General features: G+C 65.1%; 23 protein-coding genes. 9 read left to right on the top strand and 14 right to left on the bottom strand.

Features of this window, described 5'->3' with window-relative positions; all coding sequences use genetic code 11:
* Positions 1–79: 79 nt before the first annotated feature.
* Positions 80–1,246, top strand: coding sequence for an HPP family protein (locus tag ACLE20_RS05730; RefSeq protein WP_410939304.1), 1,167 nt, complete (start codon positions 80–82; stop codon positions 1,244–1,246).
* A gap of 5 nt (positions 1,247–1,251) precedes the next feature.
* Here ACLE20_RS05730 and ACLE20_RS05725 read toward each other — a convergent pair whose 3' ends face one another.
* The 3 genes from ACLE20_RS05725 to ACLE20_RS05715 are packed head-to-tail and all read right to left on the bottom strand — an operon-like array spanning position 1,252 to position 4,325.
* A complete protein-coding gene (locus tag ACLE20_RS05725) occupies positions 1,252–1,980 on the bottom strand; it encodes an esterase family protein (protein WP_410939303.1) in 729 nt (242 codons plus the stop codon).
* A complete protein-coding gene (locus ACLE20_RS05720; protein WP_410939302.1) occupies positions 1,977–2,939 on the bottom strand; it encodes an acetylxylan esterase in 963 nt (320 codons plus the stop codon). The genes ACLE20_RS05725 and ACLE20_RS05720 overlap by 4 nt, the downstream gene beginning before the upstream one ends.
* Before the next feature lie 57 nt (positions 2,940–2,996).
* Positions 2,997–4,325 (bottom strand): aspartate aminotransferase family protein, encoded by a 1,329-nt coding sequence (locus ACLE20_RS05715; RefSeq protein WP_410939301.1) that lies wholly within the window; start codon positions 4,323–4,325, stop codon positions 2,997–2,999.
* 299 nt (positions 4,326–4,624) lie between these two features.
* On the opposite strand from ACLE20_RS05715, the gene ACLE20_RS05710 reads away from it, so the two are divergent.
* Together ACLE20_RS05710 and ACLE20_RS05705 are read left to right on the top strand one after the other, a co-directional pair.
* On the top strand, positions 4,625–6,943 hold the full coding sequence (locus ACLE20_RS05710) for a glycoside hydrolase family 9 protein (RefSeq protein ID WP_410939300.1): 2,319 nt from the start codon (positions 4,625–4,627) through the stop codon (positions 6,941–6,943).
* Positions 6,940–8,127 carry a Gfo/Idh/MocA family protein gene (locus tag ACLE20_RS05705; RefSeq protein WP_410939299.1) on the top strand — a complete coding sequence of 396 codons (1,188 nt, stop codon included), beginning with the start codon at positions 6,940–6,942 and terminating at the stop codon, positions 8,125–8,127. Before ACLE20_RS05710 ends, ACLE20_RS05705 begins: the two co-directional genes overlap by 4 nt.
* Positions 8,128–8,144: 17 nt before the next feature.
* Here the strand turns inward: ACLE20_RS05705 and ACLE20_RS05700 are convergent, their stop codons facing one another.
* The 6 genes from ACLE20_RS05700 to ACLE20_RS05675 all read right to left on the bottom strand — a co-directional run bounded on the left by ACLE20_RS05700 (position 8,145) and on the right by ACLE20_RS05675 (position 13,727).
* Positions 8,145–9,221: a Gfo/Idh/MocA family protein gene (locus ACLE20_RS05700; protein ID WP_410939298.1), complete on the bottom strand. Its 1,077-nt coding sequence runs from the start codon at positions 9,219–9,221 to the stop codon at positions 8,145–8,147.
* Positions 9,222–9,363: 142 nt separating this feature from the next.
* Positions 9,364–9,699, bottom strand: coding sequence for an ArsR/SmtB family transcription factor (locus ACLE20_RS05695; RefSeq protein WP_410939297.1), 336 nt, complete (start codon positions 9,697–9,699; stop codon positions 9,364–9,366).
* Positions 9,700–9,841: 142 nt separating this feature from the next.
* On the bottom strand, positions 9,842–10,588 hold the full coding sequence (locus ACLE20_RS05690; RefSeq protein ID WP_410939296.1) for a HugZ family protein: 747 nt from the start codon (positions 10,586–10,588) through the stop codon (positions 9,842–9,844).
* Positions 10,589–10,711: 123 nt separating this feature from the next.
* On the bottom strand, positions 10,712–11,764 hold the full coding sequence (gene choV, locus ACLE20_RS05685; protein WP_410939295.1) for a choline ABC transporter ATP-binding protein: 1,053 nt from the start codon (positions 11,762–11,764) through the stop codon (positions 10,712–10,714).
* Entirely contained in the window at positions 11,761–12,606 is an 846-nt protein-coding gene (choW, locus tag ACLE20_RS05680) for a choline ABC transporter permease subunit (RefSeq protein ID WP_410939294.1), read from the bottom strand. The genes choV and choW overlap by 4 nt, the downstream gene beginning before the upstream one ends.
* 164 nt (positions 12,607–12,770) lie before the next feature.
* Positions 12,771–13,727, bottom strand: a complete 957-nt coding sequence (locus ACLE20_RS05675; protein ID WP_410939293.1) for a choline ABC transporter substrate-binding protein — start codon at positions 13,725–13,727, stop codon at positions 12,771–12,773.
* Positions 13,728–13,983: 256 nt separating this feature from the next.
* Between ACLE20_RS05675 and ACLE20_RS05670 the strand changes: the two genes are divergently transcribed.
* On the top strand, positions 13,984–14,583 hold the full coding sequence (locus ACLE20_RS05670) for a thymidine kinase (protein WP_410939292.1): 600 nt from the start codon (positions 13,984–13,986) through the stop codon (positions 14,581–14,583).
* 3 nt (positions 14,584–14,586) lie between these two features.
* Here the strand turns inward: ACLE20_RS05670 and gtfA are convergent, their stop codons facing one another.
* Positions 14,587–16,065 carry a sucrose phosphorylase gene (gene gtfA / locus ACLE20_RS05665; protein WP_410939291.1) on the bottom strand — a complete coding sequence of 493 codons (1,479 nt, stop codon included), beginning with the start codon at positions 16,063–16,065 and terminating at the stop codon, positions 14,587–14,589.
* Positions 16,066–16,222: 157 nt separating this feature from the next.
* On the opposite strand from gtfA, the gene ACLE20_RS05660 reads away from it, so the two are divergent.
* Positions 16,223–17,353, top strand: a complete 1,131-nt coding sequence (locus ACLE20_RS05660) for a DUF2333 family protein (RefSeq protein ID WP_410939290.1) — start codon at positions 16,223–16,225, stop codon at positions 17,351–17,353.
* A 399-nt stretch (positions 17,354–17,752) separates the two neighbouring features.
* Here ACLE20_RS05660 and ACLE20_RS05655 read toward each other — a convergent pair whose 3' ends face one another.
* Positions 17,753–18,757 carry an extensin family protein gene (locus ACLE20_RS05655; RefSeq protein ID WP_410939289.1) on the bottom strand — a complete coding sequence of 335 codons (1,005 nt, stop codon included), beginning with the start codon at positions 18,755–18,757 and terminating at the stop codon, positions 17,753–17,755.
* 405 nt (positions 18,758–19,162) lie between these two features.
* Between ACLE20_RS05655 and ACLE20_RS05650 the strand changes: the two genes are divergently transcribed.
* Positions 19,163–21,352 carry an anthranilate synthase gene (locus tag ACLE20_RS05650; RefSeq protein WP_410939288.1) on the top strand — a complete coding sequence of 730 codons (2,190 nt, stop codon included), beginning with the start codon at positions 19,163–19,165 and terminating at the stop codon, positions 21,350–21,352.
* A 28-nt stretch (positions 21,353–21,380) separates the two neighbouring features.
* Here ACLE20_RS05650 and ACLE20_RS05645 read toward each other — a convergent pair whose 3' ends face one another.
* On the bottom strand, positions 21,381–21,647 hold the full coding sequence (locus tag ACLE20_RS05645; RefSeq protein ID WP_410939287.1) for a DUF2798 domain-containing protein: 267 nt from the start codon (positions 21,645–21,647) through the stop codon (positions 21,381–21,383).
* 94 nt (positions 21,648–21,741) lie between these two features.
* Here ACLE20_RS05645 and ACLE20_RS05640 point away from each other — a divergent pair, with 94 nt between their 5' ends.
* The 3 genes from ACLE20_RS05640 (at position 21,742) to queF (ending at position 24,112) form a co-directional block, all read left to right on the top strand.
* The gene (locus tag ACLE20_RS05640; RefSeq protein ID WP_410939286.1) at positions 21,742–22,605 is read left to right on the top strand and encodes a LysR family transcriptional regulator; all 864 of its coding nucleotides are present in this window, start codon (positions 21,742–21,744) and stop codon (positions 22,603–22,605) included.
* A 120-nt stretch (positions 22,606–22,725) separates the two neighbouring features.
* Complete coding sequence (locus tag ACLE20_RS05635) at positions 22,726–23,643, top strand: cation diffusion facilitator family transporter (protein WP_410939285.1); 918 nt, start codon at positions 22,726–22,728, stop codon at positions 23,641–23,643.
* Between the two features lie 4 nt (positions 23,644–23,647).
* A complete protein-coding gene (gene queF / locus ACLE20_RS05630; RefSeq protein WP_410939284.1) occupies positions 23,648–24,112 on the top strand; it encodes a preQ(1) synthase in 465 nt (154 codons plus the stop codon).
* 50 nt (positions 24,113–24,162) lie between these two features.
* Here the strand turns inward: queF and ACLE20_RS05625 are convergent, their stop codons facing one another.
* Positions 24,163–24,999 (bottom strand): DUF2076 domain-containing protein, encoded by an 837-nt coding sequence (locus ACLE20_RS05625; RefSeq protein ID WP_410939283.1) that lies wholly within the window; start codon positions 24,997–24,999, stop codon positions 24,163–24,165.
* Positions 25,000–25,174: 175 nt separating this feature from the next.
* Positions 25,175–25,780 (bottom strand): HupE/UreJ family protein, encoded by a 606-nt coding sequence (locus tag ACLE20_RS05620; RefSeq protein ID WP_410939282.1) that lies wholly within the window; start codon positions 25,778–25,780, stop codon positions 25,175–25,177.
* Between the last annotated feature and the right edge of the window lie 133 nt (positions 25,781–25,913).

Genomic DNA, 25,913 nt, shown 5'->3' with positions numbered 1-25,913 from the left:
CGAAAGCGCCTCTATCGGCAACTGGACGACGAGGGCGCGCTCTTGGTAAGTCAGCATAGGCACATACCGCGGAATCCCGATGATCAGATCCTTCGACCTTGGCGACCTTGTGCCGCTCCTGCGCGGCTTCAGCCCGGCATCCGGTGCCGTCAGCGGCCGGGAGGCCATCCGGTCCGGTCTTGGCGCGCTGGTCGGCATCGGCTTTGCGGCGGCGTTTGCGCTGCTCCTTGCCGGTCCGCCTCTGCCGCTTCTCATCCCGCCCATGGGGGCTTCGGCCGTTCTGCTCTTTGCCGTCCCTTCCAGCCCGCTTGCCCAGCCCTGGAACCTGCTTGTCGGCAATCTGGTGGCCGGTCTGATCGGCGTTAGTGCGGCCGCGCTGGTGCCGGATCCCTTGCTTGCCGCCGCGCTGGCGATCGGCCTGGCGATCGCCGCCATGCTGGCGCTGCGCTGCCTGCATCCGCCAAGCGGCGCGGTGGCGCTGACGGCCGTTCTCGGCGGACCGGCCATCCATCAGCTCGGCTATGGTTTCGTGCTTTGGCCAGTCCTCGGCAATTCGCTGCTGCTGCTGATTGCCGCGCTCGCCTATAATCGCCTCGCCAGGCGCAGCTATCCGCATAGCCTTGCGGCACCCCGCCATCCGCACAAGACCGAGGATCCGCCGCAGCTCGATCGCATCGGCTTTGCGAGCGAGGATCTCGACAGCGTGCTCAGAGACATGGATGCGGTGATCGACATCAATCGCGAGGATCTGGAGCTGATCCTGCGGCGCACCGAACTGCGCTCGCTGCGCCGCCGCTCCGGCATGACCCGCTGCGGTGAGATCATGTCGCGCGATGTCGTGGCGGTGGCCCCCGACGCGCCGCTCCGCGAGGCGCATGCGCTGATGTCTAGGCACCATATCAAGGCTCTCCCGGTGACCGACGACCAGGCGCGCATCCTCGGCATCGTCACCCAGACCGATCTGCTCGACCGGGCGGACTGGCGGGGTGGACGGCCGGGCATCGGCGTTCGTCAGAGGCTCAGGCTCGCGCTTGCCGGCGCCAGCGCGCCGAACGGCATCGTCAAGGACATCATGACCCGGCCGGTGCGCACCGTCTCCCCGGACATGCCGATCAGCGAGGCGATCGTGCTCTTCGCGGAAGAGGGCCTGCATTACCTGCCGGCGATCGACGCCGGCGAAAAACTGGTCGGCATCGTCTCACAATCCGACGTTCTGGTTGCCATGCTGGCCGACAAGGCGGCCTGAGCGATCTACACGTAGAGTGCCGCCATCTTCCGCCAGGCGGAGGCGCGGTGCGCACGGCCGTCCCAGAGATGCAGCCGGTGAGGAATTCCCTTGGCGGCAAGCAGGTGGGAGAGCGCCAGATTGTTGCCGAGAAAGGGATCGTCGCGGCCGATGGTCATCACGATGTCGCGGCGCCGCAGCGTGTTCAGTGAGTCTTCGGATGCCATGCCCGGCAGGAAGTGCGAGGGCGTGCGGTAATAAATCTCGTCGTCATAATGGCCATCGAAGAGATCGTCGAAATCCTCCACGCGCATGTTCAGATCATAGCGGCCGGAAAAGGCGACGAGCTTGTCGAAGAGATGCGGGTGACGGAAGAAGAGGCTCGCCGCCTGGAAGGCACCCAGGCTGCAGCCCTGGATGATCGTCGCGCCGAAAGGGTTCTTCGCCGCCATCAGCGGCAGGACCTCGTTCAGGATATACTCTTCATAGGCCGCATGGCGGCGGATTCGATCGGCCGGATGCTTGCCGCGATCGTAGAAGCTTTCCTGCGCGATGCCATCCAGGCAATAGAGCTGCAGATGCCCGGCCTCGACCTTGTGTTGGAGGCTCGCGACGATGCCGCGCTCCTCATATTCGAAGAACCGACCGTCTCGGGTCGGCAGCATCAGCACCTTGGCGCCGTGCTCGCCGAAGACGAGCAGTTCCATATCGCGATGGAGCCTGTGACTATACCAGCGATGATACTCACGCTTCATGTGTCGAAAAGCCGCCCAACCTTCTCCCGCAGAACCCGCTTCTGCGCCGCTTCGCCAGGGTACTCGAAATGCCCGGCGTCGAGGATGAAGATTTCATGATGGCGGCGCTTGGGCAGCGCATTCGCGACCGAGAACTGGCACGGGGGCGCCACGGCCGGGTCGAACCGGGCGGCAGCCACCAGCATCGGCTTGTCGAGGCGACGTGCAGCAATCGCTGCATCGAAAATGCGAAGGGTCTCGGCGACCTCGGGATGGGTTGCGGCATAGGCCTGAACGGCGTTGGCGCTGCCGATGGTCGGCAGGCTCAGCCAGAGCGGCCGGTTGCCGAAGGTCGGAACCTCCAGGAAGCCGCGGTCGATCCGGTCATCATAAGGCAGGGCGAGTGCGCCGATCCCGCCGCCAAAACTGATGCCGCTATAGCCGATGCGGGACCCGATTCCGGGAAAGAGCGCCGTCAGCGCGCTCACCGAGACCCACAGATCCTCGACACAGCCTCCGATCACATAATGGTCCCTATCGTCGATCCCATACAGGACATGGCCGGAGGCCTCGTCGGGGATAGGCTTGGTCCGGCTTCGGGAAAGGCCGCGGAAACAGGTGAAGAGCACCGCCGTCTCGCGGACAGGCAGATCGAGATCCGGCGCATCGCGGCCGCCATAGCCATGGCCGACGATGAGACCACGCTTGACCTTGCCGTCGCGCGGGAGCAGCAGCCAGCCGCCGATCGTCTGATCGTCCGTCGAGGTGAACCGGATGTCGGAAACGATCCAGGGGCCCGCGCTTGGCACAGGCTTCGAAACGACGGGATCAGCCGCCACGGCGCGGGCGCGGGCGTAACGCGCCTGCCAGAAGGCGTCGAACCCGTCCGCCTCCTCAGGCCCCGCCACGGTGCGCAGGGCTGCCTCGTTCAGCCCGTAGGTGGGGTCGAAGGGGAAGGGGTGGTGGTCGGGGAGGCTCACGGGACGATGGCCTAACGCGGGGATCGGGGCGCCACGCCGGGCGGCGCCCCTGTGCCTTTAGATATTGGCCTTCAGCACGGCGCGGATGCCTTCGACGAGCTCGTCGATCTGTGCCTCGGTGATGATCAGCGGCGGCGAAAGCGCGATGATGTCGCCGGTGGTGCGGATCAGGAAGCCGCTCTCATAGGCCTTCAGGAAGGCCGAGAAGGCCCGCTTGGTCGGCTCTCCGGCAATCGGCGCCAGCTCGATCGCGCCGATGAGACCGATATTGCGGATATCGACCACGTGCGGGCAATCGGCCAGCGAGTGCAGCGCCTTCTCCCAATAGGGCGCGAGCGTCGCCGCACGGGTCAGAAGCCCCTCGTCGCGGTAGGTGTCGAGGGTAGCCAGTGCTGCGGCGGAAGAGATCGGATTTCCGGAATAGGTATAGCCGTGGAAAAACTCGATCATGTGTTCCGGACCCTGCATGAAGGCATCATGGATCGCGGCGGTGACGAGGACGGCGCCCATCGGGATGACGCCGTTGGTCAGCCCCTTGGCGGTCACGATCATGTCGGGCATGACGTCGAAATATTGGGCGGCGAAGGGCGTGCCGAGACGGCCATAGCCGGTGATGACTTCGTCGAAGATCAACAGAATGCCGTGCTTGGTGCAGATCTCGCGCAGCTTCTGCAAATAGCCCTTCGGCGGAACGAGCACGCCCGTGGAGCCTGCAACCGGCTCGACGATGACGGCAGCGATCGTCGAGGCGTCATGCAGGGTGACGATGCGCTCCAGTTCGCTGGCGATGTCGCCGCCATGCTCCGGCTGACCCTTGGTGAAAGCGTTCTTGTCCGGCTGGTGGGTGTGGGGCATGTGGTCGACGCCCGTCAGGAGCGTGCCGAACATCTTGCGGTTGGTGACGATGCCACCGACCGAGATTCCGCCGAAATTGACGCCATGATAGCCACGCTCGCGGCCGATGAGGCGCGTGCGCGACCCGTCGCCCTTCACCCGGTGATAGGCAAGCGCGACTTTCAGCGCCGTATCCACCGATTCCGAGCCGGAATTGGTGTAGAGCACGTGGTCGAAGCCGGGCGGCGCGATGTCGACCAGGCGGTTGGCAAGCTCGAAGGCTTTGGGGTGGCCGAGCTGGAAGGCCGGCGCGTAGTCGAGGATGCCGGCCTGTTCGCGGATCGCCTCGGTGATCAGCGGACGGCAATGGCCGGCATTGACGCACCAGAGTCCCGCCGTGCCGTCGAGCACGGTACGCCCGTCATGGGTCTGGTAGTGCATGTCCTTGGCCGAAACGAACAGGCGCGGCTCCTTCTTGTACTGCCGGTTGGCGGTGAACGGCATCCAGAAGGCGCGCAGATCATTCGGCGTGGCATTGAGGCGGTTGGACATGCAAGGCTCCGTGGGCCTGCCGGAGCGGCCCTTGACTGGGGTGGAAGGGCCGTCGACGCGCGGCGAATGGCCGATGTTTGACCCGATGGTCAAATTATCAGGGGGTGGAACCGCGTCAAGCCTTCCGGCGACGGGGCCTGTGCCGCGAGCGGCACGGCCGATCTCGGTTGGTGGCAGGAGCGGTCTCAAGTGTAAAGAAAGGGTCAGGGCATGGGTTGCAGACCTTTAAGAAACATTCACCTTTTGTCACGACACTGCCCGCCGAACGCTGCATCAAGCGGGGCAGGACGAATCCCATCATGACGAAGACCTTCCCATCGGCTCTGGCCGCCGCTTTCCTTGCGCCGCTGCGCCGCTCCTCCTCCCCGGTCGTCCTGCTCGGCCTTGTCGCCCTGATCGCCTTGCCGGCTTTCGCCGACGAGCAGATCCTCGATGGACGTTTTGAAAACGGACGTGATCAGTTCTGGGCGTCCGGCGGGGTGACGCTGTCGCGCAGCCCCGGCCGCCTCTGCCTCGACGTTCCCGCCGGCGGCAAGCCTTGGGAGCGGCTGGTCGGGGTGGACGATCTACATCTGGAGACGAACCAGTCCTACCGGCTCACGATGCGGGCCGATGGCGACGTCCGGCCCTTCCCCGTTCTCGTGCAGCGGGCGGTCGAACCCTGGACGGAGCAGGCGCGGCTGATGCTGAAGCCTGGCGCCGAGCCGACGAGCATCGATTTCACGCCCCGCGACAACCAGCCGAGCCAGCTGGTGCTGCAGCTCGGCGGCGCCGAGACCGCCTATCACCTCTGCCTGCATGACGTGTCGCTGAAGCCCGCCGCGCCCCAATCCGCCACCGCCGGCAAGACCGCGCGCGAGCCGGAGACCGGGATCGGCAAGGTGCAGCTGATCGCGGTCAATCAAGCGGGCTATCTGCCGACTGGCCCGAAGCGCGCGACGCTGCTCACGACCACGGAGGCGCCTCTGCGCTTCCTGCTGATCGATGGCTCCGGTCTGCGCGTTGCCAGCGGCATCACCCAGCCGACCGGCTTCGACAAGACCGCCGGCGCAATGACCCAGGTCATCGACTTCACCGACGTGCCGGCGCGCGGCGCCAATTTCCACCTTGAGGTCGGCGGTCTCCGCAGCGAGCCCTTTCCGATCCGCGCCGATCTCTATCAGGCGCTGCGCGTCGATGCACTCTCCTGGTTCTATCCGCAGCGCAGCGGCATCGAGATCAAGGCTGACATCGCCGGTGAGGACTATGCCCGTGCGGCCGGCCATGTCGGTGTCCGGCCGAACCAGGGCGATACCGCCGTCGGCTGCCTCAGCGGCAGCTTGGCCACGACGCTTTATGGCGGCTGGACTTGCGACTATCGGCTGGATGTGTCCGGCGGCTGGTATGATGCTGGCGACCAGGGCAAATATGCGGTGACCGGCGCGATCGCCGCCGCGCAACTGCTCGGCGCCTATGAGCGCGCCCTTGCGACCGGTGCCAAGGCTGCGATGAAGGATGGCCTGGCGCGTCTGCCGGAGGCCGGCAATGGCAAGCCGGATCTGCTCGACGAGGCGCGCTACGAACTCGATTTCCTGCTGCGCCTGCAGGTGCCTGCCGGCAAGCCGCTGGCAGGCATGGTGCACCACAAGGTCCACGATACGAGCTGGACCGAGGTGCCGATGCTGCCGGCCGAGGATCCGAAGCCGCGCGCGCTGCACCGGCCCTCGACGGCGGCGACGCTGGATCTTGCCGCGGTTGCCGCCCAAGGCGCACGCCTTTTCGCCGCGACGGACAAGGCCTATGCGGAAAAGCTGCTCATGGCAGCGCGCACCGCCTATAGCGCGGCCAAGGCTCATCCCGACCTCTTCGCCCCGACCTCCGACGGCCAGCAGGGCGGCGGGGACTATCAGGATGACGATATTTCCGACGAGGGCTTCTGGGCTGCGTCCGAGCTGTTCATCACCACCGGCGATGCGGATTTCCTGGCCGATGCCAAGGCCTCCGAGCATTGGGAGGGATCGAGCTTCGTTCTCCCCGCCGCTTTCGACTGGCGTTCGGTCGCCGGGCTCGCCCGGATCGACCTTGCGCTCTATGGCAGCAAGCTTCCCGCCGATGACCGGCAGTACCTCCGGTCTGCCATCCTGGAGGCGGGCGCCGCCTATCTCGCCCTGCAGCAGGGCGAGCCCTTCGGTCATGCCTATCACCCGGAGGACGACGCCTATAATTGGGGCTCGAATCAGATGCTGCTGCAGAACATGCTCGTCATGGCGGCGGCGTTTGACCTGTCGCAGGAGCCGAGCCTGCTCAAGGGTATTCGCGAGAGCATGGACTATCTGCTCGGCCGCAACGCGCTCGGCTTCTCCTACATCACCGGCTATGGCCGCCGCGCTGCATCCAACCAGCATAGCCGCTGGTATGCCCATCAGCTGGACGCCTCCCTGCCCAATCCGCCGCCGGGAACCCTGGCCGGAGGCCCGAACTCCACGCTCGTCGACGAAGTCGCCAAGCGGCAGCTGAAGGGCTGCGCGCCGCAGCGCTGCTATCTGGACGAGATCAAGGCCTGGGGCAGCAACGAGATGGCGATCAACTGGAATGCGCCGCTCGTGGCGGTCGCCTCCTTCCTGGCAGACAGGCCATGAGCGGGCCGGCCCCTGCGACGCGGCCAGCAACGGGGCCGGACGCGACCGGGATCGCCCTGATCGGCACCGGCTTCGTGGCCGATTATTACATGACGACGCTCGCCCGCCATCCGAACCTCCGCTTGATCGGCGCCTATGATCGTGATGCGGCGCGGTTGACGGAGTTCTGCCGCTACTGGTCGGCGACGACCTATCTAAGCCTCGAGGCAGCGCTTACCGATCCCGCCGTCGCGATCATCGTCAATCTCACCAATCCCGAAAGCCACCACGCGATCAATATGCAGGCGCTCGAAGCCGGCAAGCATGTCTATTGCGAAAAGCCGCTGGCGTTGAAAGCGGAGGAGGCGGCAGCCGCCGTGGCGCTCGCTGTGGAACGCCGGCTCATCCTGGCCGGGGCGCCTGCCAATGCCTTGAGCGATGCCTTCCACCATACCAAGACGCTGATCGACCAGGGCGCCATCGGCCGGCCGAGGCTGGTCTATGCCGAGATGGAAGATGGACCGGTTTTCCGCGCGCCCTGGCAGAGCTGGCGCAGCCGCTCCGGCGCCCGCTGGCCGGGCGTGCACGAATTCGAGCTCGGCTGCACGCTGGAGCATGCGGGCTATGCGACGAGCTGGCTCTATGGCCTGTTTGGCCCGATCGCCCATGTCTCGGCCTTCTCAACGCTGGCCTTCCCGGACAAGGGGCCGGGCACGGAAGATCTCAGGCTCGGGCCCGACTTTTCCGTCGGCTGCCTCACGCACGCCTCAGGCGTCGTCGCGCGGCTGAGCTGCGGCCTGGCGGCCCCGCGCGACCGATCGCTGACGATCCTCGGTGAGACGGGGACGCTGATCGTGCGCGACCTGTGGGACAATCGCTCGGCGGTGCATATCGAGGGTGGGGCAGCGGGCCGCAGCCTTGCCTATCGCCTGCTGGCGCGGCTCGAAGGCGAGCTCGGCCGGAAACTGCCGTTCCACTGGACGGCAGGTCGCGTCATTCCCTATCCGAAACCCGCACCGGCTGGAAAAAACACGTTGCCCGCCTATCCGTCGCAGATCGATTTCTCCCGCGGCATTGCCGTCCTGGCGGAGGCGATGCACCAGGGAGAGACGCCGCGCATCGCCGGCCGCACGGCGCTGCATCTGACGGAGGTCGTGTTGGCCCTGAATGCCGGCCTGCGCGACATGACGCCCAGCCAGCCTTAGCGGCAGGAGTACTGCGGTTAGCTGCGCGGCGCCTTGCTGCGGATCGTTTCGATAATCGTGGCGGCCGAGCGGCTCAGCGCGAGCGGGGCCGTCGGCTCCTCCGTCAAGCCGCCGCGGATCGCTCGGCCTGCCGCCTCGATCTCGAATTGCAGCCCGCTGCCCTCATAGCTCATGGTCTCGGAGCGGACGCCGGGGACAAGCGTGGCCAGCCGGCGGAGAAGCGGGGGCGCGGCCACGGTCTCCCCGCCGGCGATCAGCCTTGCCGCCGCACCACGCGCCCTGATCAGCCGCCGAGCAGTGAGGAATGGACCATCGAGGATCAGCGTGCCGGTCTCCCCTTCGATGACGAAGAGATTGCGGCCGGTCCTTTCGAAGCTGCAGGAGAGTGCGGCTTGGAATCCGGCATAGCGGAGGGCGATCGCAGCGGAGGCATCCACCCCTGTCGGCGCCGCGCTCCAGCTCCCGTCGATCGAGAGCGGTTGCCCGAAGAGTGACAGGGTGAGAGCGATTGGGTAGATCCCGAGGTCAAGCAGAGCGCCGCCGCCGAGGTCAGGCGCGTAGAAGCGATCGCCGGCATTGAAGGGCTTGTGATAGGCGAGTTCGCCGCGCACGGCGCGGATCTCGCCGATCTCCCGGTCTGCGAGCGCTTGGCGCAGCCGCGTGATCGCCGGCAGGTAGAGGAGCCACAGCCCCTCCATCAGGAGGAGCCCCTGCGTTTGGGCATGTGCGATCAGGCCCTCGGTGTCGGCGAGCGAGGTCGTCAGCGTCTTTTCGCACAGCACCGGCTTGCCAAGGGAGAGCAGTGCATCGACCTGGGCGGCATGGGCACTGTTCGGGGAGGCGACATAGACTGCGTCGATCTCCGAATCTTCCGCCATCGTCGCCAGATCGACATAGGTCCGCATTGGACCGAAGCGCTGCGCGAAACCCGCTGCGGTTGACGCATCGCGCGAGCAGACGGCGTCAAGCGAGGCAGACGCGGCGCGGCGGATATCCGCCGCAAAGCTCGCCGCAATCGACCCCGTGCCGACCACCGCCCAGCGGACGGACTTGTCGGACTTGGACAGGAAACTGTCCATGGGTGCGGAAGCCATGGACGTTTTCTGGGACATCATCATCAGGCCTTGCCGGGGACAAAGAAGCAGCACTCCTTTGTCGAACTATGCTGTTTCCCGCGGCCCGCTCCGATCCAGCATGCCGATGGGCTTGATCACCGCCGATCGGCTGTTTGTCGCGTCAGGCCGTCCGACGACGCGCCGGCGCCGCACCGCCATCTTCGCTGTAGATATCCGACAGGGTCTTGAGGACCTTGAGAACGGATTCCGACGAGCTCGAATAGTAGATGGTCTGAGCATCGCGACGGGTCGTCACGAGATTCTGTGCGCGCAGCTTCGAGAGGTGCTGCGAGAGCGCCGACTGGCTCAGCCCGACCTGATTGGCCAGAGCGCCAACCGCGACTTCGCCCTTGACCAATTCATTCAGGATCAGGAGGCGTTTCGGATTGGCCATCGCCGACAGAAATTCAGCCGCAACTTCGGCACGCTCATGTTCTTGGTGAGGGATCGCTTCCATTCCTATACTCCATGCATTCGATCGTCCGGACGGACGAAGGGACAGACCACCCATACGAAACGAGGTGGGAGAGCAGACAATTAGGCATCAGACATAAAGCGAACAACAGGGCACTGCGAAATTTAGGGGTAGCTTTCGCGAATTAACCGTAAAGTTTGTGAAGCTCAGAAGTCAATTCGTCAGTAGATGCTAACTCTCGGTTGAACTCTACACGAAGAAATTGCTCTTCCGATCGCAGGTCCAAGCCGGCGGCATCAAGGCCGACGATCAACCAGCGCGACGATGATGATTGACCGGTCTGCATCGTTGCAAGTCGCTGAGCATGCTTCGAAATGGGTTCATTTAACAATTCTAAAAGACGATCTTCGTCCTTTGCAAGGGCTTCTCGTATACGAGAACTAATGAGAAGATCGTCGGGCTCGATTCGGTAAGCTCTTCCAAACCCACCATTCAAGGATGCAAAAATCGGCGTTAGTCGGAAGAATCGGAAGTCTGGCAGGTCGATGTAAAGCGCTGCTTTCGGTTGTCGCCGCAGATGCCGGTCGCGTAATCGGTTGTGCTCCGGTGTCTCCCGGTCGACCGGCTGAGCCAGGCAGCGAAGGCTGAGGCGCGGATGGGCGAGGGGATCTCCCTTGCCGATCTCACCAACCAGGAGGGAGCAGCGTGGATCCTGCTCCATCGCCCGGCGATGCGGCGCGAGCGCGGAAACCAGGGTGAACAGCACGCCGTCCGTGTCCAGCCCAAGTGTGACGCGGCTGCTATGGGGAAATCCGCTTTGATCGGGATCGAGAACCGCCAGGCTTCCGGATTGGGCCGTCCGGACGAGCCGGCGCGCCAGCGCGATTGCCGCCTGGTCCGTCTCGCGTATAGTGGCCTCTGTCCGCGTCACGACTAAATCCTTGCTGACTGCCTCGAATTTATATTCGAGAAATCAAATATAAAAGTGTCAGCAATAGGACAGTTCGAGAACAGCCGCGGAAAAGGCAGTTTCGTCGGAATCGAACACGCCGCCTTATCCACCCCGGTTGCGGTGCTGGGTCAGACCTTCAAGAATGTTCTGGGCAGTGATCGTCCCGATCATCGTCCCGTTCTCCACGACACCGATCGCCCCCGGCTGTCCGGTCATCGCGTCGAGAATGGCGACGAGCGGGGTCTCCGGCTGGGCGGTTCCGGTTACCCCGGCGGCCATCCCGGCTTGCGGCGCACCCGGACGCATCACGTCGCTCGCCGTCAGCATGGCGATCGGGTTCATATGCTGCACGAAATCCGCCACATAGCTGTTGGCCGGGTTGCGGACGATCTCGCGCGGCGTGCCGCACTGGATGATGCGGCCCGATTCCATGATGGCGATGCGATTGCCGATCCGGAAGGCCTCGTCCAGATCGTGGCTGACGAAGAGAATGGTCTTCTTCAGCCGCCGCTGGAACTCGAGCAGCTCATCCTGCAGCCGCGTGCGGATCAGCGGGTCGAGCGCCGAGAAGGGCTCGTCCATCAAGAGGATCGGCGCACCGGTGGCAAAGGCACGGGCGAGACCCACCCGCTGCTGCATGCCGCCCGAAAGCTCCTGCACCTTGCGCTTCGACCATTTGGCGAGATTGACGAGTTCCAGCTGTTCGCCGACCCTGCGCTTGCGCTCCGCATCACTGACGCCGGCGAGCTCGAGGCCGAAGCCGACATTGTCTTCCACCGTCCGCCAGGGGAGGAGGGCGAACTGCTGGAAGACCATGGAAACGGTGTGCATGCGGAAGTCGCGCAGCGCCTTGGCGCCCGCCTTGTAGGGGTTGATCGGCCCATTGACGGTGCGCACGTCGACCGAGCCGCGCACGACCGGCGCCAGTCCGTTGACAGCGCGCAGCAGCGTGGATTTGCCGGAACCCGACAGGCCCATCAGCACGAGGATCTCGCCCTCCCGGATCGAGAGCGTGGCATCGGCAACGCCGAGCACCAGGCCCGTCGCTGCGCCGATCTCGTCGCGCGTCTTGCCTTGGTCGATCATGGAGAGGGCGCGGTCTGGTTTGTTGCCGAAAACGATATCGACATTGCGGAAGGAAACGGCCTCACTCATGCGCCTTCTCCTTCATCCGCCACGCGGAACAGCCGGTCGAGGATGATGGCGAGGATGACGATGCAGAGCCCGGCCTCGAAGCCCTTGGCGACATTGACCGTGTTCAGCGCCCGCAGCACCGGCACGCCGAGCCCGTTGGCGCCAACGAGCGCGGCGATCACCACCATCGAGAGCGATAGCATGATGGTCTGCGTCAACCCGGCCATAATCTGCGGCGCAGCAAAGGGCAGCTCGATCTTGCGCAGCACCTGCCAGGAGGTGGCGCCAAAGGAAACGGCCGCTTCGACCAGCGCCGGCGGCGTGGAGATGATGCCGAGCCGTGTCAGGCGGATGGGCGCGGGGATCGCGAAGATAACGGTGGCGATCAGGCCCGGCACCATGCCGAGGCCGAAGAGAATGAGCGCGGGAATGAGATAGACGAAGGTCGGGATGGTCTGCATCAGGTCGAGGATCGGCCGCAGGAAGGCATAGAACCAGGGCCGCCGCGCCGCTGCAATTCCGAGCGGGATCCCGACCGCCATGGAGACCGCGCTGGCCGCAAGCACCAGGGCCAATGTCTCCGTCGTTTCCTTCCAATAGCCCTGGTTGATGATCAGCAGCAGGCCGAGCAGGGTGAAGAGCGCGATGCCGATCGAGCGGCGCAGCCAGAAGGACAGGGCGGTCACCAGGGCGACAACGATCAGCGGGTGCGGGGTCTGGAGAACGACGAGGATGCCGGCGACGACACTGGCGAGAAAGGCGGAAAGCTGGTCGAAGAAGAGGCTGAAATGAGTGGTGAGCCAGTCGACGAAGGCTTTCGCCCCCATGCCGATCGGAACGCGATATCCGGTCAGGAAATCCATGGACGATCATTTCCTTCGTGAAGTGACGGAGCGGGCGGAGATGGCCGGAGCCGCCGGACCCACATGCAGAAAGGCACGGCCGCACGATCGCGGTCGCTGCCCATCATGATCCAGTCCGGCAAAAGCGGAAAGACGGGGAGGGCCCCGTCTTTCACATTTTGGTCTCAGACCCCGAGCTTTTCCTTGACGGCGGCCAGGCCGTCCTTGCCGTCGAGCGTCGTCACGCCGGTGAGCCAGGGCTCGAGCACGCCCGGATTGGCCTTGAGCCATTCCGTCCCGGCCTGCTTGGGATCCTCGCCATCATTGAGGATCTTGCCCATGATGTGATTTTCCATGTCTAGCGTGAATTTCAGCTGAGAGATCAGCTTGCCGATATTCGGGCATTCCTGCACGAAGCCGGCGCGGGTGTTCGTGTAGACCGTCGCGCCGCCGAAGTTCGGGCCGAAGGTGCTGTCGCCGCCCGTCAGATAGGTCAGCTGGAAGCTCGTGTTCATCGGATGCGGTGCCCAGCCGAGGAAGACTACCGGCTTCTTGTCCTTTTCTGCGCGGGCCACCTGGGCCAGCATGCCCTGTTCGGAGCTTTCGACCACTTCCAGGCCGCCCATGCCCATCTCGTTCTTCTCGATCAGCGTCATGACCAGGCGGTTGCCGTCATTGCCGGGCTCGATGCCGTAGATCTTGCCGTCGAGCTGGTCCTTGTGCTTGCCGATGTCGGAGAAGTCCTTGATGCCGAGTTCGGCGCCCTTGGCATTGGTGGCAAGCGTATATTTCGCGCCTTCCAGATTGGCGCCGAGCGATTCCACGGTCTTGTCGTCGAGATAGGGCTGAACGTCCTTCTGCTGCGCCGGCATCCAGTTGCCGAGGAAGACGTCGATGTCCTTGTTCTTGAGAGACTGATACGTCACCGGGACCGAGAGGACCTTGATGTCGGGCGTATAGCCGAGAGCTTCCAGAACGACCGCGGTCGTTGCCGTGGTCGCGGTGATGTCGGTCCAGCCGACGTCGGAAAAGCGCACGGTCGCGCAGCTTTCCGGATCGGCGGCCAATGCCGCAGTGCCGGTCAAGGCGGCGGCCGTGAAAGCCGTCGTCAGCAGGAGGGTCTGGGTGAAAGCTCTTGTCATCGTGTTGTTCCCTTATCGTATGACGTCAGCCAATCATCAATTCCGGGCCGTTTCAACCCGCTTGATGACAAGGCAGTGTATTGAGACCGCACGACCACGCGTCCCGTCTCGCGACACGCGGTGTCGCATTGCCGTTGCCGGAGCGATCCTTTTGAAAGAATCTGCTTTTCTGTGTGTTTCGTAAAGAGGGACTTTCGCAAGCGCCGATCACGGGTCATTGAGCGGCAGGCGAGACAGGCCAAGAACGGGGGCAGGGGTGGCGAAGCTTTATTTCCACTATGCGACAATGAATGCCGGCAAGTCGACCATGCTGCTGCAGGCCTCCTACAATTACCAGGAGCGCGGCATGCGGGTGGCCGTGTTCATCGCCGCCTTCGACGACCGCGCCGGGCTCGGGCGCATCTCCTCGCGCATTGGCCTCTCCGCCGATGCCATGCCCTTTCATCCCGGGGACGATCTGTTTGCGGCCGTCACCCGCCTGCATGCGGAAGAGCCGATCGCCTGCGTCTTCGTCGATGAGGCGCAGTTCCTCTCAGAGGTGCAGGTCTGGCAGTTGGCGCGCATTGCCGATCGGATCGGCATTCCGGTCATGACCTATGGGTTGCGCACCGATTTCCAGGGCAAGCTCTTCCCGGCCTCGCAGACACTTCTCGCCATTGCCGATGAGATGCGCGAGGTGCGCACGATCTGCCATTGCGGCCGCAAGGCCACCATGGTCGTCCGCCTCGGCCCCGATGGCCAGGTGGCGCATGAGGGAGCTCAGATCGAAATCGGCGGCAACGAGAAATATGTCTCGCTTTGCCGCCGACATTGGGACGATGCGATGAACGGCCCCTTTTCGGCCGAACCCGCCTGAGGCTTAGCCCGCCAGGGTCAGATCGACGGCCAGGCGGCGCTCACCGGCCGAGCCGGCGGCGGAGATGACGGCGCTGCGCGCAGCGAAATCGACATCGAGTCGGATGCTGTCTTCGCCCTTCGTCCAGATGAGTGCGACAGCGGAAGGCGAAACCTCGTCCAGCGTGAACTCGCCATCGAAGGCCGGATGCTCGTTTCGCAGCCGCATCAGCGCGAGAAGGCTGCGCACGAGCGGGGTCTCCAGCGCCTGATCCACCTCTTCCGCCTGATAATAATGCCGGTTGATGTCGCGGCCGACACGGCTTCTGGCAAGAAGCTCCATATCGTTCACCCCGCCGAGCAGGCCGATGTAATAGACCTGGGGGATGCCGGGAGCGAAGAACTGCACCGCGCGGGCGATGAGATAGTCGGTCTCGTTGCGGCCGAGCGCATCGAAATAGGTGGAGTTGACCTGGTAGAGATCGAGGTTGGAGGCCGCGGCACCGGTGGCCTGCCTGCTCTGGCCGCCGCTGCGCTCATGCATGGTCTCCACCAGACGGTCGATCGCTGCCGGCTGCAGCAGTCCGGGGCGCCCGTCGCTGTGGGCGCCGACATCAATCACGCCGATGCCGTCATGGGTATCGAGGACGGTGATGCAATTGCGCGGGCTGATCTTCAGCCATTCCGCCAGCGGGCCGGCTTCGCCCGAATAGAGCGCGTGCAGCACCAGCGGCGGCAGGGCGAAATCATAGACGCGATCGACCTTGCGGGCGATCTCGATCTGGTCGCGATAATAGGAGTGGATCTCGACCAGCACTTCCATGCCGAGCGCGCGGGCCTTGTCGGCCAGTTCCGAAAGAAAGGCGTAGGTTTCCGGGATCATGAAGCAGCTGGTGCCCGGCTTCTTGATCGCATATCCCGCGGCATCGAGGCGGAGCGCGGTGACGCCGGACTGCGAGAAGCGCGCGAGGATGGCGTCGAGATAGGCCGCGCCCTTTTCCGAAAAGACGTCGATATCGATCTGCTGAGGGGTGAAGGTGGTCCAGAGCATGCGCTGCGTGCCATCCCCCAGCGTCGTCTTTGTGAAGGGCAGGCCGGGACGCGGGCGATAGATCGACAGGAGATCGGCCTCCGTTGCGCCGTTCGGGAAGACCTTCCCATAGGTCATGAACATATCGGCAAAATCGGATGCGGCGCCCTTGGCGAGGAAATCCCGGAATGAGGGATTGTCCGCCGAGACATGGTTGACGATGAGATCGGCCATGATCTCGACCGATTGCGAGAGGGCCTTCACATCCTCCCAGGTGCCGAGGCGCGGATCGACCAGCGTGTGATCCACCGGATCGAAGCCGGCGTCTGCGCCGTCGATCGGCAGGAAAAAGGGCAAGGGATGGACGCCACCGAAGGCGCCCTCCAGCTTGCCATCCAGAAGCTGCTTGAGATCGGCGAAACCGCCCGCCGTCAGGCGGTCAACATAGGTGATCAGCTGCACTTTGTTTTTCATGATATCCTCTCGAAACACTGGCGCAGCGGTAACCAAAGCGCTTTGGATAGCCAGCGGTCGCGACTATTAGTGTCCTTTAGCGTTATTGCAAGGTCTTGTTGCCGCTGGCGCCTGCGCTCCTTATGTGTAGGGCTGCACCGCAATGAGGAATAAGCTGATGCGTGACAGTCTGACCGGTTTCTTTCAGTCGATCCGGCAAGGGATCTCGCGCTTGGGCGGGTGGCTGTCGGCCGCGCTCCTCCGGCCCTTCCGGGCAGGCCCTGGCATCTCCAGCCGGCGCGGCCTGCTCATCAAGGCGCCGCTGCTGGCTTTCGTCCTCCTCTTCATCGGTCTCTATGGCTATTTCTTCTGGCAGACCCAGGCCTGGACGAATTTCGATCCCGATTATCCCGGCCACTACAATTTTGCCGCCCGCAAGCTCGATGCCGGCCTGCCGGTGCCGGTGGCGGAGGGGCAGGCGGCCCCCGCCGCGCCGGTCTGCCAGCGCTCCGGCATCGTCGATGTGACGAGCGATCTGATTGCCTTCAATGTCGACGAGAATGCCTGGATTTCCTCCATGCTGCTCTACAAGGCCGGGCTCTTCGGGCTCGACTGGGATTCGACGCCCTTTCTCGACAACAAGGCCTCGTTCCAGCGCGGCGTGAACCAGGCGATCCGCCGCACCACGGTGGAGCTGGTGGATTCGCTCGGCCGCGTGCGCGGCACCTCGGGCATTGACTCCAATCTGCAGCGCGCCCGTTCCAACATGCAGTTCGACGAAGGCTCCTGGTATTTCGGTCTCGACCCATTCGGACCGAAGACGCCAACCCCCAGCTACTATCGCTCCGCCATGCGCGACCTGCAGGCTTTCAACACCACGCTTGCCAACTGCAACGCCACCTTCGACGCGCGGGCCGACAATCTGATCGAGTTCCTCGACCGCATCTCCAACGACATCGGCTCCACCTCGGCGATGATCCGCGAGCGCTCGGAGAACCACAATGGTGGCTGGTTCGATACGCGGGCCGACGACCGCTTCTGGTTCGCCTATGGCCAGCTCTATGGCTATTACGGCATCATGGCGGCGGCCGGTGCCGACTTCGATGCCGTCATCACGCAGCGCGGGCTGGCACCGATCTGGGGCGAGAGCCTGAAGCAGCTGCGCGCCGCACTGCGCATCCAGCCCGCCATCATCTCCAACGGCCGTGAAGATGGCTGGATCATGCCCACCCACCTCGCCACCATGGGCTTCTACATCCTGCGCGTCCGCTCGAACCTGGTGGAGATGCGGGATATTCTGGCGCGCTGAGCGGGGTTCTGCTGCTGCGAGAAGACCCCCTCTGGCCTGCCGGCCATCTCCCCCACAAGGGGGGAGAGACCGTGGGGCTTGACCTTCGATCCATGGTTAGACGCGGGCGCTGAAATCTTGTGGTGATGGGGGATCTTCTTCCATTACCCTGATCGGCCTCTCGTTCCCGGGCAGCCGGGTCCCCCTTTGGCCTGCCGGCCGTCTCCCCCAGAAGGGTAGAGAGACCATGGGCCTGATCTCAGGTCTATTTCCGGATGTCGCAAATGGCAGCGGTCGATTGCTTGGCAGGTTTGGGGCAGTGTGGTCGCGGCTGGGTCTCTCCCCCCTTGTGGGGGAGATGGGCGGCAGCCCAGAGGGGGTTTTTGGCACTCAGCGTCGCTCCTTGAAATCGCTCGCCACCTACCGGCAGTAGCGATACCCCCCGCGCCGTTGCAGCACGTCGAAATGCAGGTGGTTTTCGTGGGCTTCGTCGCTGCCGGGGTCGAGGACCGTTTCGAAATAGAGGCAGCCGGTGGCGGTGACGGCGCGTTGGAAGGCGCCGGTCAGCGTGCCGTCCTCGTCGCGCGGCTGGATGGCGATCGTCTTTCCGGACTTGAAGGTGAAGGAGGCGATGTCGATGGCATTGCCGCGCGCATGTTCGGAGATCTTGCCGGTGGCGGCATTGTTGCGCAGCCGGCAGATATAGCTCGATGCCTGGTTGAGCGTGGTCAGCGCCCCGTCGTCCGGCACGGCGGTGCTCGCCGCCGGCAGAACGGCCTCGCGCGTCCAGCGGGCGAGTTCGAGCGCGGTCTCGCAGCGGATCGTAGCCTTTGGCTTGACGTCGACGCCCGGCAGGATGGCGGTGACGTCGAGTGGCTTGTCGATCCCGCAGCCCTTGCCCTCGTCGATCCGCGGCCGTTCCTCAAAGGTTGCACCCATCGCCTTCAAGTCCGCGAGGCACTGCGCATAGGCCTTGCTGTCCTCGGGCTCGATGGTGAGCGCCACCGGTGGAGCGGCGTCCGGTTTCTGCTCCGGGGCGGCCTCCGGCTTGCCGTCAGCCTTCGGGGGCGCCGAAGGTGCTGCCTCCCGTTTGGTGCCGTCTCCCGGCTGGGCCTCGCCGGCGGCGGGCGTGTCCGGGGCCGGCTTGACTTGAGGCTTGGCATCCGTCGGTGAGGGCGCGGGCTCGGCCGGCTTCTCCTTCGGCGTCGGCACCGCCTCCGTCGGCGGCACGTCCGGTGCGGCGACGTCGCCGGCCGCCGGCTCCGTCGACGGATCGGCCTTCGCCGCGCCCTCCGTGTTCGCCGCCGGGGCTGCGGCCTCAGCCGGCTTCTTCAGCGGAACGGGTCCGTCCTCCGGAAGGCTCGCGCCCCCGGCCAGCAGCATCACGGGCAGGAGGGCGAGCAGAGGCAGAGCGCGAGAGGTCATGGGGAAGCCAGAAGCGGAGGGATCGGCGGGTTCATCAGCATCAACGCGAAAGACCGCCCCCGGGTTCATTGACCACTGTCGCGGCCCTCCTCGGGCCATTGCCGGGCGCTCCATGCGGCGCGACTGTCCCTTAAGACCGGCCGCAGGACTGCGATCCCGCCGATCCAGTGCAAGCGAGCCGATAAAATCGCCGGCATCGGGCCGCTGCCGGCTTGCGCAAGGGGCGCACCCGCGCTAACAGTTTTGCCATGGAAAACGCACGCACCCTGTTCGTCTGGTGGTGGGCTCGCTGAAAGCGGCCTTGACCAGTCCTGCGTGATTGAGACGACAAGCCGCCCGACATCCTCGAGGCGGCTTTTTTGTATTCAGGCCGCGGGGGGACCAAGGGCCTGAACGGAGCGAGACATGGCGACGACACTTCTGGAAGACGGTTCGGAATCCTACGTGACCGATGGCGGGATCACGGTGACGCGCAAGCGCCGCGATGCCGCCTATGCGGATGCGATCGCCGGCTATGTCGACAAGCTCGACGAGCGCCGTGGCGCGGTCTTCTCGTCGAACTACGAATATCCCGGCCGCTACACGCGCTGGGATACGGCCGTCGTCGATCCGCCGCTCTCCATCTCCTCCTTCGGCCGCGCCGTCTGGCTGGAGGCCTATAACGCGCGCGGCGAGGTGCTGCTCTCGATGATCGCAGAGCATCTGCGTTCGGTTGCCGACCTGACGCTTGGCGCGCGGACCGCAACCCGGCTCGATCTGACGATCAACGAGCCGGCCCGGATCTATACGGAGGAGGAGCGCTCAAAGAAGCCGACCGTCTTCACCGTGCTGCGCGCCGTCACCGGCCTCTTTCACTCATCGGACGATGCGAGCCTCGGTCTTTACGGCGCCTTCGGCTACGACCTTGCCTTCCAGTTCGATGCGATCGATTTCAAGCTCAAGCGGCCGGACGACCAGCGCGACATGGTGCTCTTTCTGCCGGACGAGATCCTCGTGGTCGATCATTACTCCGCCAAGGCCTGGATCGACCGCTACGACTTCGCGAAGGGCGGCGTGACGACGGCCGGCAAGGCGGGCGATATCGCGCCTGAACCCTTCCGCACCGTCGACAGCATCCCGCCGCATGGCGACCACCGGCCCGGCGAATATGCCGAGCTGGTCGTCAAGGCCAAGGAGAGCTTCCGACGCGGCGATCTGTTCGAGGTCGTGCCCGGTCAGAAGTTTTACGAGCGCTGCGAAAGCCGCCCGTCGGAAATCTCCAACCGGCTGAAGGCGATCAATCCGTCGCCCTATTCCTTTTTCATCAATCTCGGCAATCAGGAATATCTGGTCGGCGCCTCGCCGGAAATGTTCGTGCGCGTCTCCGGCCGGCGGATCGAGACCTGCCCGATTTCCGGCACGATCAAGCGCGGCGACGATCCGATCGCCGACAGCGAACAGATCCTCAAGCTGCTCAATTCCAAGAAGGACGAATCCGAGCTGACCATGTGCTCGGATGTCGACCGCAACGACAAGAGCCGCGTCTGCGAGCCGGGTTCAGTAAAGGTCATCGGCCGGCGGCAGATCGAGATGTATTCGCGGCTCATCCACACCGTGGACCATATCGAAGGGCGGCTGCGCGACGATATGGACGCCTTCGACGGGTTCCTGAGCCATGCCTGGGCCGTGACGGTCACCGGCGCGCCGAAGCTCTGGGCCATGCGCTTTATCGAAAGCCACGAGAAAAGCCCGCGCGCTTGGTATGGCGGGGCGATCGGCATGGTCGGCTTCAACGGCGACATGAACACCGGGCTGACGCTGCGCACCATCCGCATCAAGGACGGCATCGCAGAGGTCAGGGCCGGCGCCACGCTGCTCAACGATTCCGATCCGCATGAGGAAGAAGCCGAAACCGAACTGAAGGCCTCCGCCATGATCGCCGCCATCCGCGACGCCAAGTCCTCGAGCCGCGCCAAGCAGGCGCGCGACGTCGCCCCGGTCGGCGCCGGCGTCAAGATCCTGCTGGTCGATCATGAGGACAGCTTCGTGCACACGCTCGCCAACTACTTCCGCCAGACCGGAGCGACGGTCACCACCGTGCGATCGCCGGTGGCCGAGGAGACGCTGGAAAGCGTGGCGCCGGACCTGATCGTGCTGTCGCCCGGTCCTGGCACGCCGAAGGATTTCGATTGCAAGGCGACGATCAAGAAGGCGCGGGCGCGGAACCTGCCGATCTTCGGGGTATGCCTTGGCCTGCAGGCCCTGGCGGAAGCCTATGGCGGGGATCTCCGCCAGCTTGCCATTCCCATGCACGGCAAGCCATCGCGCATCCGGGTGCTGGAGCCGGGCCTGGTCTTTTCCGGCCTCGGCCGCGAGGTCACCGTCGGGCGCTACCACTCGATCTTCGCCGATCCCTCGACCCTGCCGCGCGAATTCATGATCACCGCCGAGAGCGAGGACGGCACGATCATGGGCATCGAGCACATGAAGGAGCCGGTGGCGGCTGTGCAGTTCCACCCGGAATCGATCATGACGCTCGGCGGCGATGCCGGTATGCGGATGATCGAGAACGTGGTCGAGAAGCTCGCCAAGCGCGCCAAGGTCAAGGCCGCCTGAAGATCTTCCATGACGCGATGTCGCCGGCTCAGCGGGCCGGCGGCTCCACCAGGAGGCTGACGACGCGGCGAACCATCGGCAGCACGACGAGGGCGGCCGGAAAAGCGACCGGGTAGGACAGCATCCAGGCATGCAGGGCCTGCTCCGGCAGGTCCGGCGAAAGTCCGGTCGCGCGCAGCGTCGCGATCAGCGCCACCAGTCCCGACATGAAGAAGGACAGGATCATCGGCGTCAGCACATGGGCCGCGCTGGCGGGCAGGCGGTGGGGACGAAAAGTCATAAGCAGATTGGTCATGGCACATCTCCTTGAATGAGGTGCGGGCACTATGCGCCTGCCGGCTCCCGTGCGAAATTCTCCATCAGCGCACCTTCAATGGGGAATTCTGCACATGCTGGACTGGACCGATCTCCAATTTCTGGCAGCCTTCGGCGTCGATGGGACGCTCTCTGGGGCAGGGCGCAGGCTCGGCGCCGATCACGCGACGGTCGCCCGCCGCATTGCAGCGCTCGAATCGAAGAGCGGCGTGAAGCTTCTCGACCGTCGTGGCCGCCGTCTGGCGCTGACGGAAGCCGGGTGCCGCATTCTCGATCACGCCCGGCGGATGGACGAGGAGGCGCAGGCGCTGACCCGCGCGCTCGCCGCCGAAAGCGGCACGCTCAGCGGCCATTTCTCGTTGAGCGCGCCGCCCTTCTTCGCCGCCACCTGGCTGGCGCCGCGCATGGGGCCGTTCCTTGCCACCCATCCCAGACTGACGGTGGCGCTCATCGGCGAGACCCGGATTTCTTCGCTTGGGCGCGGCGAGGCGGATGTGGTCCTGCGGTTGGGCCGGCCGACGGAAGCGGCGCTGATTGCGCGGAAGGCCGGTCATCTCGACTACCGTCTCTACGCCAAGGCGGAGTATCTCGCCGCCGTGCCTCCGCCCGAGCGCCGCTACCTGCGCTTCGACCCATCGCTCGGCAACCTGCCACAGGACCGGTGGATGATGGAGATCGCCGGGCCGGAAGCAGGCTTCGCCATGACCAGCAACGATCTCGCCTGCCTTGCCGCCGCCGCCGCCGGTGGTGCCGGTATCGCCGTGCTGCCGGCCTTCGTGGCGAAGCGCTTCGCGTTGGTCGAGGCGGATCCCGAGCGGCGAGTTTTTGTCCGCGATGTCTGGATCGGCTGGCACGAGGATTGGCGGGGCCATCCGGCCATTGCCGCCATCGTCGCCTTTCTGGCAACGGTCGTCGCCGAGGGTGTCGCCGCGGCTTGACCCGGCAAGGCGCGGCCTGTTAGGACGCGCCCGTTCCCGCGTGCACGGAGGCCCCGTTCGCGCGGGTCTTGCTTTTGGGCCAAGGCTCGACCTTCTTTCGTGACAACAAGGGCCGCCAGCATGAACAATGGCACATCCGCGGTCGGATCGGCCCAGAGACTTGCGTTCTGGACGATTCCGCTTTCCATCCTCGTGCTCGGCATGAAGCTGTCGGCCTGGTGGTTCACCGGATCGGTGGCCCTCTTGTCCGACGGGCTCGAATCGATCGTCAACGTCGTGGCGGCCGTCGTCGCCTTCGTGGTGATCGGCTATGCCGCGAAGCCGGCCGATGCCGACCATCCCTTCGGACACCACAAGGCGGAATATTTCTCAGCCGTCATCGAGGGTGTGTTGATCGTCGTCGCGGCCCTGCTCATCGTCTATGAAGCGGTGCCCGCGGTGCTCGATCCAATGCCGATCGAAGCGCCGACGCTGGGGCTTGCCATCAATTTCGCCGCCGGCCTCGTGAATGCGGCCTGGGCGGCCGTGCTGATCCGTGCCGGGCGGGCCTATCGCTCGCCAGCGCTCACCGCCGACGGCCATCATATCCTGTCGGACGTCGTCACCTCGGTCGGCGTGCTGGTCGGCCTCATCCTGGCGATCGTCACCGGCTATGCGATCCTGGATCCGCTGCTGGCCGTCATCGTCGCCTGCAACATTCTCTTCCAGGGCTGGAAGGTGATCGCCGGTTCGGTCAGCGGTCTGATGGACCGGGCGGTCTCGGACGAAGAGGATGCCGCGATCCAGGCGGCCATCGCCGCCAATGCCGCCGGCTCGCTTGGGGTGCACGATCTTAAGACCCGCCAGGCGGCGGCGGCCATCTTCGTCGATTTCCACATGGTGGTGCCCGCCGATATGACGGTCGGCCAGGCCCATGATATTTGCGACCGGCTGGAGGATGCGATCCGGGCGGTCAATGCGGCGGCGCAGATCGCCATTCATATCGAGCCGGAAAGCGAGAAGGCCCACGGCATCCGCGTCAAGGTCATGAAGGAGTAGATCGATGAGTCAAACCGATGTTTCCGGCCTCTCGCAGCTCGGCCGGTCCGTCGAAACGCCGGCGAGCCCAGAGGCAGCCGTGCTCGAGAAGGTGCCGAGCACCCATGCCGGTACCGATTTCGTCGTGCGCTTCACCGCGCCGGAATTCACCTCACTCTGCCCGATGACCGGCCAGCCGGACTTCGCCCATATCGTCATCGATTATGTGCCGGACGGATGGCTGGTCGAATCGAAGTCGCTGAAGCTCTATCTGACCTCGTTCCGCAATCACGGCGCCTTCCACGAGGACTGCACGCTCGACATCGCCAAGCGTCTGGTCGATCTGCTGGATCCGAAATGGCTGAGGATCGGTGCCTATTGGTACCCGCGTGGCGGCATCCCGATCGACGTCTTCTGGCAGACCGGTACGCCGCCAGAGGGTGTCTGGCTCCCTGATCAGGGCGTGCAGCCCTATCGCGGCCGCGGCTGAGACGGCGGCGCATCGCGTGCGCCACCGCTGAGCTGGAAGAGCAGGGACGCTTAGACGTCCATGCTGCCCGAATCGTCTCCGCCAAAGTCCTGGTCGAAGCCGGCATCCTGGTCATAGCCCGGGTCTGCCTGGCCGCCATCGTCGCTCGCCTGCTGGAAGCCGCCATCATTGAGAGCGCCGGTATCGTCGTTGGCCTGGGTGATCGCGTCGTCGCCGTAGTAATTGTTAATCACCGTCTCTTCGACCGGAAAGTCAGCCGGTACGGCATTGCCGAGGCCAAGCCCGGTCATGTGGTTGGCGAAGAGGCCGCTCAGTGAATTGGCAAGCAGCATGCCGCCCGCCACGCCGGCCGCGGTCGTCATGGCGCCGCTTAAAAAACCGCCGCCGCTGCGGTTGCCGCCGCTAAACAGCCCGCCGCCCTGCGGGGCGCCATAGCCGACCGGTGCACCACCATAGCCGCCTCCCGCATAGCCGGCCGGGGGTGCGCCATAGCCTGGATCGGGGGCGCGACCCCAAGGGCCGGTAGGGGCTTGCTGGGCGACAGGGCGTTGGCCATAGCCGCTCGGTTGCGGGGGATCGGCACGGCGCGGCGTGTCGCGCGAGCCGAAGATCGAGGAGAGGAAGCCGCCGCCTTCCTCATGCTGAGGCGCGGCAGTGCTGCTTTCGGCGCGCCGGAGTCGTTGCTCGAGCTCCTCGATGCGGGCGGCTGCGGCCTCCAGGCCCTTTTCCTGTACGATGACGGCCTGGGCCAGATAATAGGGCGCCGCGGGCTCCTGGCGGATAGCATCTGCAATCAGTGCCTCGGCCTCGCGGTCGCGCGGCGTGGCGGTGGCGGTCTTCACCCTGTCGAACAGGGCGGTGAGAAGCTGGCGTTCTTCCGGTGACATGGTCCCGTCTCCTTACGGGTGCCGATCGGCACCCAACCGGTTGAAACCGCAGCCAACGGCGAGCCGGTCTGCGGGGGCACGACGCCCGGAGAAGGAGGTAGTGCGGAGAATCCGGCTTTTCCAAGCCGGATCTCGATTGCATTTCGGTAAGCTGATAAACCGGCTGCCCGGCCGCTTACGCGCCGAGCAGCAAGGCCGCGCCGATCAGGGCCGTCGCACCGCCGAGAATCCTCGCCAATGCCCCGCTGCCGAACCGCGCGAGGGCAAGGCCCGCGCCAATCCCGGCAAGGTGCAGCGCAGCGGTCGTCACGACGAAGCCGAGGCCGAAGGCGAGCGCATCGGCGGAGCCGAGTTCGCCGCCATGAGCCGCGCCGTGGAAGAGCGCGAAGACGGCGACCACGCCGGCCGCGGCCGCCACCGGCAGGCGCACGGCCATCGCGACCAGCAGACCGAGCGCGACGATGGAGGCAAGGATGGCCGGCTCGACGAAGGGCAGGGACAGGCCGGAGAGGGCCAGTCCGAAACTCAGCGCCATGACCGCGACGAAGGCGGCCGGCACGGCGAGGATCGCTCGCCCGCCGCGCTGCGCGGCCCAGAGGCCGACGGCCACCATGACCAGCACATGATCGAGGCCGGAGAGGGGGTGCAGCGCGCCATGGGCGGCATCGCTCAGTGCCGTGCCATGCGCCACCGGATCGATATGGGCGAAGGCCGGCGCGGCGGAGAGCATCAGCGTGGAGAGGGCAAGGCCGGAAAGGGCGGCGGTCAGGCGTCGTGTCATGGTCAGGTCCCCGGGCTTTGGGCGCAGCGGGAGGAGGGGCCGCGCCACGGTCATCACCCCCGCCATCCTATCGGCCTGCCGACCCCTGTCCATACGGTAAATGACGCGGATCGCGGCTCCTGTCCTCCGTTAG

The organism is Rhizobium sp. YIM 134829 (genome assembly GCF_046546455.1).
The sequence above is the reverse complement of the archived record's forward strand: the minus strand, read 5'-3'. Positions and strand labels throughout refer to the sequence as shown.